This is a genomic window from Arthrobacter sp. Y3221157 (genome assembly GCF_059089865.1).
In genome coordinates this window covers 1-12,256 of the sequence record NZ_JBNHFD010000045.1, presented here as the reverse complement: position 1 = coordinate 12,256, position 12,256 = coordinate 1, and the positions used below count along the sequence as shown (strand labels likewise).

The following is a 12,256-nucleotide window of genomic DNA, read 5'->3' as shown; positions in this document are numbered from 1 at the left end:
CTGTTCCCCCGGCCGGCCGGCCCGTAGGGTGTGGTTCATGGATTCACGCGCGCCGCAGCCAGATGACAACCTGACCTTCGACGAGTGCTGGGACCTCCTGGCCGATGACACCCTGGGCCGCCTTGCCCTGGTGGTGGACGGCCATCCGGAGATCTTCCCCATCAACTACGTGGTTTACCGCCGCAGCATCACTTTCCGCACGTCCGGGGTGACCAAATTGTGGGGGGCCGCCCAGGAGCGCCCGGCCGCCCTGGAAATCGACGGCTACGATCCGCACACGGAGGAAGCTTGGAGCGTGGTGCTGCGCGGGGACACCGAAATCATGGAAGACCAGGCGGAAAAGGACGCGGTGGACGCGTTGGGGTTGGAGCCTTGGCAGCCCGGAGAGAAGAGCCACTACATCCGGATTTCCCCGCGGGCCCTGACCGGCCGCCGCTTCAGGGTGGCCCGTCCGGACATCTGGAACACCCGCCTGCAGGACCGGCGGCGGGCCTCGTTCGAATAGTCCGCTTCGCTGGGCCAGCCGGCATTGAAAGCGGTGTACGGGCGTGTTAATCAAGACGCTTGCCGGATGTTTAGTCTACGCGTAGAGTCTACACTGTAGATAGGCGCCAATCGCGCTTGTGGGGTCCTCCTTTCGTGAAGGACCCAGTTCCACTCCATTGCCCCGTGCACGGCATGTGAGGTCTGTTGCTGTAGCCGAACGGCAGCGCCACCGCACTTAGCGAAGGGAAGCCGTCATGGCACATTCGCAGTTCGACATCTTTCTCCGTGAAGCTACCTACCTCGACCAAACCTCTGAACACAGCCTGGACCGTGACCGCCTGTACGGGCTTTACACCAGCTGGTGCTTCATCAATCAGCAGGCACTCAGTCCGGAGGACAGCTTCTGGGCTGCCATGCGCGACAGGATCAGCCCGGACCGCACCGGCCTCCAAATGAAGGGCCCCGCGGCCACCGACTACATCATGGCCAGTTACCCGGGCCTGGTCTAGGACAACCGGGCCCAGGACACAACGGCGGCGTGAACCAAGGGCAAGGGCCCGCGGTTCCCGTCGCTTTTTTATGTCGCGAACAGCCGCCGGTGCCCGGTGCCGGCTCCTAAGTAGGAATGATCCGGAAAAGGAACTTCGTCCGGACCATGACCCACAGCAGCCCCAGCACCGCGGCGTAGGCAGCCGTGTTCAGCAGGACGTTCTCCTGCTGCAGCGCAGGGATGTTCGCCACCACGGCAATCAGCACCACGTGCATGATGAACACGTACAGCGTCGCGCGGCCCAGCGGAATCAGGAACCAGCCCAAAGCCCGCTGCACCGGCTTCCAGTACGCGGTGAGGAATGCGTAGGCAGCGACCACCAGGACCAGGACGTTGAGGAGCCGGCCGGGTGCCAGGTAGGTCCGTGCAAAGAGGGCGTCGTAGACCGTCCGGTACACGGTGTCCGGGACGATGGCCAACCGGACATCGAAGCCGTTGGCAAGATAGGGGTTCCCCCAGGACAGGAAAGCCAGCAGGAACGTGAGCACCGTGCAGGCGGCCACCACCCATGTCCGCGCCGAAAGCCAGGTGACAATACTGCGCCGGTGGAATCCGGCCACCAGGCCGAGCACGAACAGCACCTGCCACACGAGCAGCGGGAACGAATCCTCGAACTGCGACGGCAGGAGCCGGAAGCGCGTGGCGGCGCCGACGGCGTAGACCGCCAGGGTGCCGGCCAGCACCCACACGGCCTTGCCCCGGTTGAGGGCAGCAAGAATAAAGGGGCCGGCCAGCAGCAGCACCACGTACAGCCCCATCACGTTGAACTGCCACGGACCGAACTGCAGCAGCAGGATGGCGGGGAGGACCTGGGCCGGCACCGGGAACTGGAAGAGTTGCTCCATTCCTGCATACAGGTCGTAGGTCCGGCCGGCGCCGTCGTGCCCTGCCCCGCCGGTCCCCTGGTCCGCGAAGGTTGTTAGCGCGTCGATACGGAGAACCGGCAGCAGGGAAGCCAGGAAGACGCCCACGAGGACTATCAGTGATGTCAGGTAGAGCTTGCCGGCGCGTCTGGACGTCAGGTCCACGACGGTTCCAAAATCGTCTTTCACCCGGGGCCCGTAGACCATGCCCACCACCAGACCGGAGAAGAGGACAAACAGTTCGGCACCCGAAACGAAGCCCACCGCCTCCTGGGTCAGGAGCTGGAACAGGGACGTCATGCCCAGGTGGTTGACCACGACGAACACGATGGCCAGTCCGCGCAGCAGGTCCACGCGCGAATCCCTGCCGGACGGGTCCGTGTAACCCCAAGCTGTTGCGGCGTGAACGCGCCGCGGAATCTGCCAGAGGGCCACCAGGAGGATGACGAGCGCGGCCCCTACTGTCCAGGCGGCAGCCCCGGCCAGCGTGTTGGCCCGGAGATAGTCGCTGCCGCCGGTGGACACTTCCGTGACGGGACCGGTCACCAAGGGCGAGGCCTCCAGCCGGTCCAGCGCCGCCCGGGCGATCTCCGGGCTGCCGGTCAGGAGCCAGTCGATGCTGGCCACGCCGGTGTCCCTGGTGCTGGTGCGCTCGTCCCAGACCACCGCGGCCGTCCTGCCAAACTCTGCCGCCGTGGCAGTGCCCACCACCTGGTCCCACCAGCCGGTCTTGATCTCAGCCTCGGACGCGCCGCCGGACGCGGGGCTGTAGAAGGCGGCGGTCTGCAGCAGGAACGGCTTGGCCCGCTCCTCGGCATAGGTGGCGTAGAAGTTTTCGCCGCCCGAGGCCGTCAGCATGTCCTCCAGTTCACCGGCGCGCGGAACGGTATTGACTGCGGCGCCACCGGCGGTGTCGTCATGGAAAGCCGTCAGGCCAACCCAGTCCACGGCATCATCACCCGGATAATACGGTTCGTAGGCGCTGTCAGACCCGTCCCAGGCCCTGTCGCCGTTGGTATCCAGCAAGGCGAAACCGTCGCTTCCGCGGGCCGGCGCGTTCCGGTTCCGGTCAAAGGGGTAGTCCTTGCCCAGGTACGGCTCCCAGACCATAACCGTCCGGCCGTCGTCGGAATCCCCAAATGCCGCGGAGACAGCCTGGAACGCCTTCCGGTATTCGGCGGGCTGCTGGCCCCACTCCACCCAGGAGGCGTTCATGTCCGGGGCAAACCGCACCAGCACCTGCCCATGGAACTGCGCGGTAAGCCGTCTGATTTCCCCGGCGAATGACTCGGCAGCCGTGGCGTCTATCTGGTCCAGCGGCACCGTGGGCTTGACCGTGAGCATGGCGTGGGCACCCTGGAGCGAGGACTGTTCAAGGAATCCCTTGATGTCGTTCTGCTCGGAGGAGCGGTAGGGAAAAGCGATGTCGTGTCCATAGACAGCCGGGGACGCTCCCAGCCGCTCGGCAAACCCTGCAGCGGTGTCCTCGCCCCATTCCAGGACGACGCCGAGCAGCGGCTTGCCCGCATCCGGTGCGGGTTCGGCTGCCCGGGCCGCCCCCGCCGGCAGGACCGCAGCCACACACGCAACAGCAAGTACGGCAAGGAACGCCCAGGCCACGCGAAGACGGGGGGTCAGGGCCGGACGGGTGCGGCGGCAGGGCGCGGCTGTTCGCATGTTCAAGGGACCCCCAGTGCTGGTCTTTCGCGGCGGGGCGCTGCCCCCCCCAAGAACTGTATCGGGCCGTCCCGCCGGGATGGGAAAGAAAGGCCCGCCCACCTGCGGTGATACCGCAGTCGGCCGTTCACCGGTGACCGCACCGCGCCGCCGCCTTCGGCAGCGTTTCCGCTTCAGTTACGCAACATGACGACGACGGCGATGCGGCCGCCGGTGCCAGATGTTACGTTTTTGGGGAGTAATGAGTACCGGCGCCAAGCCCTGACTGGCCGGTCGGCAACCCTCCTTCCGCGGCGGGGTGCCTCAGGTGAATACTCGGCATATCGACCAATTCGAGCTGCAAGCGTGAGAGAAGGAGACCCGTCGTGTCCGACGCCCCCGAAGAAAAGTTGTCCTACCGCCTCATCAGCGGCCCGGACAACCGTGAATTCTGTGAGCGGATCTCAACCGCACTCGCCGACGGCTACGTCCTGCACGGAAGCCCGACGGCAGCCTTCAACGGCACCAGCGTCATCGTGGCCCAGGCCGTGGTCCTGCCGGCCGCCATCGCATCGGCGGACGCCGCCGTCGCCACCGCTGTTGACGACCTGGAAGCAGCCAACGAGGACCTCGAGTTCGACGGCGAGGGCCACGCATGAGCTACGCAGGAGACCTGACGCCGGAGGAAGCCTGGGCCAAGCTTGAGCAGGGCGCCATCCTGGTGGACGTGCGCACCGAGGGCGAATGGGCGCACATCGGCATTCCGGACACCAAAGCCACGGACAACGATCCGCTGTTCATCCAGTGGACATTCCCCGGCGGCATTCCCAACCCGGATTTCCTGAAGGACCTGAGCCAGCAGGCTCCGGAGGATTCCAACACGGAGCTGGTGTTCATCTGCCGCTCCGGCCAGCGCTCCATCTCCGCCGCCATCGCCGCGACGCAGGCCGGCTTCACCTCCTACAACGTCCTGGAGGGGTTCGAAGGCGACCCGGACCGCTACGGCGAACGGACCGTCAATGGCTGGAAGAACCGCGGCCTGCCGACCAACCTGGGAAAGAACTAAGTGACCTTCAATAACGACGCCGCCGGCTGGAGCCCCGACACCCAGGCCGTCCGCGGCGGGCTGGACCGCACCAACTTCCAGGAAACGTCCGAAGCGGTATTCCTGAACTCGGGTTTCGTCTACCAATCCGCCGCTGCTGCGGAACGCGCCTTCACCGGCGAGGACGAGCGCTTCGTCTACTCCCGGTACGGCAACCCCTCCGTGGCGACCTTCCAGGAGCGGCTCCGGCTGCTCGAAGGAACGGAGGCGTGCTTTGCCACCGCCTCCGGCATGTCCGCCGTCTTCACCGCCCTGGGCGCCCTGCTCGCAGCCGGGGACCGCGTGGTGGCCGCCCGTTCGCTCTTTGGTTCCTGCTTCGTCATCCTCAATGAAATCCTGCCGCGGTGGGGCGTGGAGACCGTCTTTGTGGACGGTCCGGACCTGGAGCAGTGGCGCGCCGCCCTGTCCCAGCCCACAACCGCCGTCTTCTTCGAGTCTCCGTCCAACCCGATGCAGGAGATCGTGGACATCGCCGCGGTCAGCGAACTCGCGCACGCTGCCGGGGCCACCGTCGTCGTCGACAACGTCTTTGCCACTCCCCTGCTCCAACGCTGCGGCCAGCTGGGCGCGGACGTCATCGTCTACTCCGGCACCAAGCACATCGACGGCCAGGGCCGGGTGATGGGCGGTGCCATCCTGGGCACCAAGGAGTACATCGAGGGTCCGGTCAAGCAGCTGATGCGCCACACCGGCCCGTCGCTGTCGCCGTTCAACGCGTGGGTGTTGACCAAAGGCCTGGAGACCATGGCGCTGCGTGTCAACCACTCCTCCGCCACCGCCCTCCGGCTCGCCGAATGGCTGGAGCAACAGCCTGCCGTGAGCTGGGTGAAGTACCCGCTGCTGAAGTCGCACCCGCAGTACGAACTTGCTGCCAAGCAGATGCGCGCCGGCGGCACGGTGCTCACCCTTGAGCTCGCTCCGTCCGGCGGCCGCTCGGGCAAGGAAGCCGCTTTCGCGCTGCTGGACGGGCTGCGGATCATCGATATCTCCAACAACCTGGGCGATTCGAAATCCCTGATCACGCACCCCGCCACCACCACGCACCGTGCGATGGGGCCGGAGGGACGGGCTGCCATCGGCCTCAGCGACGGCGTGGTGCGCCTGTCCGTTGGGCTCGAGGACGCCGACGACCTGATCCGCGACCTCGAACAGGCCCTGAAACAGATCTAGCTTTCTCCCGGCGAAGCATTGTCCGGCTGCAGCTCCAGCCGGACGTCCAAGCTATCGCCCGCCTTGATGCGCGCCTTTTCCCGTACAGCTTTCTTGACGGGAAGCAGGTACGAGCCCATTTTGCTGTCCGGAAAGATGGACGTCAGCCAGCGGTGGCCGCTAATTTCCACCGCGACCTTGACCGAGCCGAAGGCCTTGTTGCCGGCCTCGCTTTGCTCTGCAATGTCGTCCGCCACGTCCGGCGGCAGGGTGAGGAAGTGCCAGCCCGCTTCGCCGGGATAGAGCCAAAGTTCGGCATGAAAAGAGTACGACGGCGCCACGCGCCGAGTATGGCACGTGGCCTTCCTTAACGCCACGGTTACGAACTGGCTAGGCCTGCCGCACCCGCAGCAGGTCTGGAACGGCATCGACTTCCGAGAGGTCCAAGTCGCCGCGCATGGTGACGTTCACGGCATGCCGCACCACGGCGCCGAAGCCCATGTCCTTGGCCGATGGTCCAGACAGCAACCGGTCACGGACCCGGCGCTGCTCGGCTGCCCCTGTGCCGCGGGCGATGATCGCTTCCACGCCTTGCCGCGCCAGGTCGAGCTCACCCTGTTCCTCCAGCACCGGCGCGAGGTACTCCACCAGGGAACGCACTACCTCGGGCGCGGGGGCCGGCCGGAAGCTTCCAAAGTCCAGCAGCTCCCCTCCGAGGCCCCCGCTGCTGGCCTGCCAGGAAGCCATCCTCAGCAGGACAGTCGGTACCGGTACAGGTTCCACGCCTTCCCGCCACTCCCGGCCGGCGGTCTCCACGAGGGCACGGACCAGGACCGCGAGGAGGGCCGCATCCTCGGCCCGCAGGCAGACGTCGGCCACCCGCACCTCCACGGTGGGATGGTTGCGGGACAGCCGGGCGTCGAAATAGATCATCCCTTCGTCCAGCATCACGCCCGTGTCCAGCAGCCTGCTGACCAGCCGGCGGTAGGCGGCGTAGGTGCCGTAGATGCCAGCCGGTCCCGCCGTCGGCCAGCGGTTCCACGCCTGGGTCCGGTAGCTTTCAAAACCGGTCTCCAGCCCGTTCCAGAACGGCGAGTTGGCGCTGAGCGCCGTCAGCACGGCCAGTTTGTCGCGGATGCGGTCAAGCACCGCCACGCCTTCTTCGGGTGACTCCACAAAGGTGTGGACATGGAAGCCGCACGTCAGCTGCTCCTGGGCGGTCAGCCCAAAGCGTTCCAGCATCCTGGCGTAGCGCGGATCAGGAGTGGTGTGGCTGTTCAGGCCCAGCGGCGAGGTGGCCAGCGCGGCGACGCGGGCGTTGTGTTTCTTCGCGGCCTGGTCTGCGAGCATCCGTCCGGCCCTGATCTGGTCCAACAGGCTGCCGGATTCAAGGCAGGGCCGGGTCTGGGTCTCAATCTGCTCAAGCTTCAGTTCGGCACTGAGGCCCGTCTCGTCGTCGTCATGGACCGTTTTGTCCTCGGTCTCAAGCGGATGCGGATCCTGGGCGGAATCGTCGGCAGCCACCCGGCGGCCGGACAGCAGCGCGTCGGCCAGCGCCAGCGGCTCCCCGGTCTCCGGATCAACAATCAGGAGCTCTTCCTCCACGCCGAATGTACGCATATTGACATTCTGCGGCAGCGGGAACGTATTTGAAGCGGCCCCGCCGTTCATGACGAAGCGTTAATGCTCAGTCCTGGAAGTACTCCACCTTGGCGCCGATGGTGTTCAGCCGCTCCGCCAGGTCCTCATACCCGCGCTCGATGACGTAGATGTTCCGCAGTTCGGACACCCCGCGGGCCGCAAGCATGGCCAGCAGCAGGCACGCTGCCGGCCGCAGTGCCGGCGGGCACCCGACTTCGGCCGCGCGCCACTTGGTGGGCCCGTTGACATAGATGCGGTGCGGATCCAACAGCTGCACCTGGGCCCCCAGCCGGTTCAGCTCCGTCAGGTAGATGGCACGGTTCTCGTAGACCCAGTCGTGGATCATGGTCTGGCCTGTTGCATTGGCTGCTATCACGGCGAAGAACGGCAGGTTGTCGATGTTGAGGCCGGGGAACGGCATGGGGTGGATTTTGTCTTCGGGTGCGTGCAGCTCCGACGGCTTGGTGGTGACGTCCACCAGGCGGGTCCGGCCGTTGCGCGCCATGTACTCGCCGGAGATTTCCAGCTGCTGCCCCATCTGGCCCAGCGTGGCCAGCTCAATCTCCATGAACTCGATGGGCACGCGGCGGACCGTGACCTCGGAATGTGTGACGATCCCGGCGGTGATGAGGCTCATGGCCTCAATGGGGTCCTCGGAGGGGAAGTACTCGATGTCCGCATTGATAACCGGCTTGCCCGTGATGCTGAGGGTGGTGGTTCCCACACCCTCGATGGTCACGCCCAGCATCTGCAGGTAGAAGCAGAGGTCCTGGACCATGTAGTTGGGGCTGGCGTTGCGGATGACCGTGGTTCCCTCGCGGTGCGCGGCGGCCATGATGGCATTTTCGGTGACGGTATCGCCGCGCTCGGTGAGGACGAAGGAACGGTCCTGGGCATCCGGCGGCGGTGCCTGGATGGCGTAGAAGCCCGCCGTGGCCTCCACCGAAAGCCCGAACTGGCGCAGGGCCTGCATGTGCGGCTCAACCGTGCGGGTCCCCAGATCGCAACCCCCGGCATACGGAAGCCGGTATCCCTCCGTCTCATCCAGCAGCGGTCCCAGCAGCATGATGACGCTGCGGGTCCGGCGCGCGGCATCCACGTCCATGGCCTCAAGGTCCAGGACGGCCGGCCGGCGGAGCCGCAGGTCGGTATCGTTCAGCCACGTGCACTCCACACCGATGCTGGTTAGGACCTCCACGATCCGGTTGACTTCCTCAATCCTGGCCAGGCGGCGGAGCACGGTGGTGCCGCGGTTGATCAGGCTGGCGCAGAGCAGGGCGACGCCGGCGTTCTTGCTGCTGTTCACGTCGACGGCGCCGGATAGGGTCCGCCCGCCCTCCACGCGCAGGTGCGTCATCTGCGGCTTGCCCACCTTGACGATGCTCCGGCCGAAGATGCTTTCCAGGCGCTGGATCATCTTCAGGCTCAGGTTTTGCTTTCCCTGCTCCATCCGGGCCACCGCGCTCTGGCTGGTTCCCAGCTCGGCAGCCAGCTGGCCCTGGGTCCAGCCCTTCTCGGTCCGGGCATCCCTCAGCATGGCGGCAACGTGCTCAGTTGTTTCCTGCGTCATGCCAGAAATATATCATAAATGAGTTATTTGGCGTCATTACAGCCGCGTAACGGCCCGTCCAGGCCGGACCCTACCCGCTTTATGCGATAGAAATCTTGTTGAGGGAACGCACAGTCATTCTTGAGCATGAGCCGCTTGTCCCGCAGGCACCCCGGCGGGAGACTGGAAGTGCACGTCCCTTCCCCGGCACCAAGGAAAAGCGCAATGCTCCGGCACCATGCCCGCCCGTTCGCGTTCAGGCTTGCCTGGCTGCTGGCGGCAGCCGTCCTGCTGGCCGTAGCGGGTCCTGCTTCCGCCGCGCCCTCCCCGGGCGAGGGCGGCCAGTCCCTGCTCGGCAACGACGTGTCATGGCCGCAATGCAACAAGGATCTGCCTAAGGGGCAGGCTTTCGGGATCGTCGGCGTCAACAACGGACTGGCGAACACCACCAACCCCTGCCTGGACGAACAACTTGAGTGGGCAGCCGCTTCCCCCGGCCTGCCTGGCCAGCCGGCGGTTTCGCTGTACGTCAATACCGCGAATCCGGGAAGCTCCGGCTCCTGGTGGCCTGTCAACGACGAGTACCCCATCGGGCGGCAGGTCCACAATCCCTACGGCCCCTGCAGGGAGGGGGACTACGGCAAAGCCTGCGCCTACATGTACGGCTGGGCGAAGGCCTACGACGACGCCTACGTCCGGGGAATCACTAATCCCGCCGACTATGTCTGGTGGCTCGACGTGGAGACCGAAAACAGCTGGTCCGGCGACAAGGACGCCAACCGCGCCGTCCTGGAGGGCATGACGGACTTCTTCCACAGCATCAACGTCAAGGGAGTGGGCATCTACTCCACGTCCCTGCAGTGGGGCCGGATCGTTGGCAACGTCAGCAGCACCAGCAACCTGTACCGATTGCCGAGCTGGCTGGCCGGCGCCCGCAACGCGTACCGGGCGGCCGGCGCGTGCCTGAACGCACCGCTCACGGGCGGGGGCACCGTGGTCCTGACCCAGTTCGTCGCGCGGGGTTTCGACTACAACCATGCGTGCACGCAGGAACCCTAGCTTCCCAGCCACACCATGTTCCAGGTGCCGGCAGACACGGCCGCCACCACTGCGAGTCCCGCCACGAGCAGGCCGCCCGCCAGCACCCACGCATCCAGCACACTGTAGGTTGAGGCGCGGGCCCAGGTTCGGGTCCCGCCGCCAAATCCACGCGCTTCCATGGTGACTGCCAGCCTCGACGCCCGCCGGATGGCCTGAACCAGGAGGCCGAAGCTTTGCCCCAGGGTGGCTTTCGCCCGCTGCAGCACGTTGCCGCGCGACCCCACGCCGCGCGCGCGGCGTGCCATGCCAATGGTTTGCCACTCCTCCGCCAGCAGGCCCACCAGGCGCATGGCGGCCAGGGTGCCCAGCACGAACCGGTGCGGCAGGCGGGCCTTCTGGGCCAGCGCGTCCGCGAGATCGGTGGGATCGGTGCAGCTCATCAGCAGCACCGCCGGCAGCGCAATCGCGAGCCCGCGGAGCATGAACCCGAGCCCCGTCTCCAGGGACCCTTCGCTCATGGTCCAGATGCCGACGTCGATCAGCGTCCTTCCGCTGTCCGGCGCGAGGATCGAGGTGCTCCAGCCGCCCACGGCGGCGGCGAGGATCAGCGGCCACCCGCGCTGCCAGAGCAGCGTGAGCGTGAGCCCGGCAAGCGGGAACAGCAGGACCTCGAAGGCCAGCGCCACCGAAGCGGACACCCAGTCGATGGAGAGCGCCAGGACCACGGTGATCAGGAGGACGGCGGCCAGCTTGCTGAGCGGATTGGCGCGGGTCAGCAGGGCGTTGTTGCCGCGCAGGTGCAGTTCCTGCCTCACAGGGCCACCTTTTCCACCGCGGCCAACTTCAGCTCGGTTCCGCCCAGGGCGGCGGTGAACTCGGCGTCGTGGGTCACGGACACCACAGCCGTGCCGGAGTCCAGGAGCTCGGAGAGGAAGGACGCCAGCTCAGCCCAGGTGTTGGCGTCCTGGCCGAATGTGGGCTCATCCAGTACCAGGACCTGCGGGCTGGCCGCCAGGACGGTTGCCACCGAGAGCCGCCGCTTCTCCCCGCCCGAGAGGGTGTAGGGATTGGCATCCACCAGCGGGGTGAGCCTCAGCCGCTCCAGCAGCTCGTCAACGCGGTCCTCGCCGTGGCCCAGATGGTGCGGGCCAAACAGCAGCTCGTCACGCACCCTGCCGGTGACAAACTGGTGTTCCGGCTCCTGGAACACCGTGCCTATCCGCTCGATCAGTTGCTCGGCCTTCCACCTGAAGGGGTCGATTCCCGCGCCCCGGCTCAGGCGGGTTGTTGCGGAGATCTTGCCCGCAACCGGCTCCAGCAGCCCCGCGAGGGTCAGTGCAAAGGTTGACTTACCGGCACCGTTGGGCCCGGTGATGGCAAGCGCCTGTCCGGCCCGTACCTGCGCGGTGATGTCCTCCTGCACCGGAAGCGGCTGGATTTTCCGGAATCCGCTGCGGCGCGGGCGTTCCCGGGACACAGCCACTTTCTCGGCGGCCAGCATCAGGTCTCCCGCGCCTGGGCCGGTGCCGGCTGCGCGGGGACGGGTGGCCGGCACGTAGCCGGGGACCCACACCCCGGCGGCGGCCAGCATGGTGCGGGCCTCGTCCAGGACCCGGTCCGGCGGACCGTCCAGGAGGACGCCAGGACCGGCGGCCGAGCCCGGCTGCAGGACCACGATCCGGTCCACCAGGTCCTTCCACACCGACACCCGGTGCTCCACCACCACCAGCGTGGCACCGGTTTTGTCCAGGCAGCGCGCCACGGCGTCCCGGACCTCCAGCACACCGGCCGGATCAAGGTTGGCGGTGGGCTCGTCCAGCAGGATCAGCCCGGGCCGCATCGCCAGGATGCCTGCCAGCGCAAGCCGCTGTTTCTGCCCGCCGGACAGCGCCGCCGTCGGATGGTCCAGCGGCAGGTGGGACAGCCCGACGTCGGCGAGCGCCTCGTGCACCCGGGTCCAAATGGCGTCGCTGGGGACGGCGAGGTTCTCGGCGCCGAACGCGACGTCGTCCCCGACCCTGGAGAGGACCACCTGGGTTTCGGGGTCCTGCTGCATCAATCCGGCACGTCCGCGCTGGCCGCGGGGGGACCCGCCGTCGACGAGCAGTGAACCTGACTCGTCGGAGTCGCCGGCCTCGCCGTCGTCGTTCACATCGCCCAGGACCCCGGCGAGGGCGTGCAGCAGCGTGGACTTGCCGGCGCCCGAGGGCCCGAGC

Annotated in this window: 12 protein-coding genes and 1 riboswitch; of the genes, 6 read left to right on the top strand and 6 right to left on the bottom strand. The window is 66.8% G+C overall.

What is annotated here, in order from left to right:
- Nucleotides 1–37 precede the first annotated feature (37 nt).
- A complete protein-coding gene (locus AC5RTT_RS12515) occupies nt 38–505 on the top strand; it encodes a pyridoxamine 5'-phosphate oxidase family protein (protein WP_494145460.1) in 468 nt (155 codons plus the stop codon).
- Nucleotides 506–740: 235 nt separating this feature from the next.
- The gene (locus AC5RTT_RS12510) at nt 741–995 is read left to right on the top strand and encodes a hypothetical protein (protein ID WP_494009850.1); all 255 of its coding nucleotides are present in this window, start codon (nt 741–743) and stop codon (nt 993–995) included.
- A gap of 106 nt (nt 996–1,101) precedes the next feature.
- On the opposite strand, the gene opgC is transcribed toward AC5RTT_RS12510, so the two are convergent.
- Nucleotides 1,102–3,576 (bottom strand): OpgC domain-containing protein, encoded by a 2,475-nt coding sequence (opgC, locus tag AC5RTT_RS12505; RefSeq protein WP_494145459.1) that lies wholly within the window; start codon nt 3,574–3,576, stop codon nt 1,102–1,104.
- 237 nt (nt 3,577–3,813) lie between these two features.
- A riboswitch (SAM riboswitch) is annotated at nt 3,814–3,928 on the top strand.
- A gap of 13 nt (nt 3,929–3,941) precedes the next feature.
- Between opgC and AC5RTT_RS12500 the strand changes: the two genes are divergently transcribed.
- The 3 genes from AC5RTT_RS12500 to AC5RTT_RS12490 are packed head-to-tail and all read left to right on the top strand — an operon-like array spanning nt 3,942 to nt 5,830.
- Nucleotides 3,942–4,214, top strand: coding sequence for a DUF1737 domain-containing protein (locus tag AC5RTT_RS12500; protein WP_494145458.1), 273 nt, complete (start codon nt 3,942–3,944; stop codon nt 4,212–4,214).
- A complete protein-coding gene (locus tag AC5RTT_RS12495; RefSeq protein WP_479772852.1) occupies nt 4,211–4,621 on the top strand; it encodes a rhodanese-like domain-containing protein in 411 nt (136 codons plus the stop codon). Before AC5RTT_RS12500 ends, AC5RTT_RS12495 begins: the two co-directional genes overlap by 4 nt.
- On the top strand, nt 4,622–5,830 hold the full coding sequence (locus AC5RTT_RS12490; protein ID WP_494145457.1) for an O-succinylhomoserine sulfhydrylase: 1,209 nt from the start codon (nt 4,622–4,624) through the stop codon (nt 5,828–5,830).
- Here AC5RTT_RS12490 and AC5RTT_RS12485 read toward each other — a convergent pair.
- The 3 genes from AC5RTT_RS12485 to AC5RTT_RS12475 all read right to left on the bottom strand — a co-directional run bounded on the left by AC5RTT_RS12485 (nt 5,827) and on the right by AC5RTT_RS12475 (nt 9,020).
- Entirely contained in the window at nt 5,827–6,150 is a 324-nt protein-coding gene (locus tag AC5RTT_RS12485; protein WP_494145456.1) for a DUF1905 domain-containing protein, read from the bottom strand. The genes AC5RTT_RS12490 and AC5RTT_RS12485 overlap by 4 nt on opposite strands.
- 49 nt (nt 6,151–6,199) lie before the next feature.
- Nucleotides 6,200–7,429 (bottom strand): glutamate--cysteine ligase 2, encoded by a 1,230-nt coding sequence (locus AC5RTT_RS12480; RefSeq protein ID WP_494145455.1) that lies wholly within the window; start codon nt 7,427–7,429, stop codon nt 6,200–6,202.
- Between the two features lie 67 nt (nt 7,430–7,496).
- Entirely contained in the window at nt 7,497–9,020 is a 1,524-nt protein-coding gene (locus AC5RTT_RS12475; protein WP_494145454.1) for a UDP-N-acetylglucosamine 1-carboxyvinyltransferase, read from the bottom strand.
- A 204-nt stretch (nt 9,021–9,224) separates the two neighbouring features.
- Here AC5RTT_RS12475 and AC5RTT_RS12470 point away from each other — a divergent pair, with 204 nt between their 5' ends.
- A complete protein-coding gene (locus tag AC5RTT_RS12470) occupies nt 9,225–10,058 on the top strand; it encodes a glycoside hydrolase family 25 domain-containing protein (protein ID WP_494145453.1) in 834 nt (277 codons plus the stop codon).
- Here the strand turns inward: AC5RTT_RS12470 and AC5RTT_RS12465 are convergent.
- Together AC5RTT_RS12465 and AC5RTT_RS12460 are read right to left on the bottom strand one after the other, a co-directional pair.
- Nucleotides 10,055–10,855 carry an energy-coupling factor transporter transmembrane component T family protein gene (locus AC5RTT_RS12465; protein WP_494145452.1) on the bottom strand — a complete coding sequence of 267 codons (801 nt, stop codon included), beginning with the start codon at nt 10,853–10,855 and terminating at the stop codon, nt 10,055–10,057. The two genes, AC5RTT_RS12470 and AC5RTT_RS12465, sit on opposite strands and share 4 nt — an antisense overlap.
- The coding region (locus tag AC5RTT_RS12460; RefSeq protein ID WP_494145451.1) for an ABC transporter ATP-binding protein at nt 10,852–12,256 on the bottom strand (1,405 nt) is incomplete at its 5' end. The genes AC5RTT_RS12460 and AC5RTT_RS12465, both read right to left, overlap by 4 nt.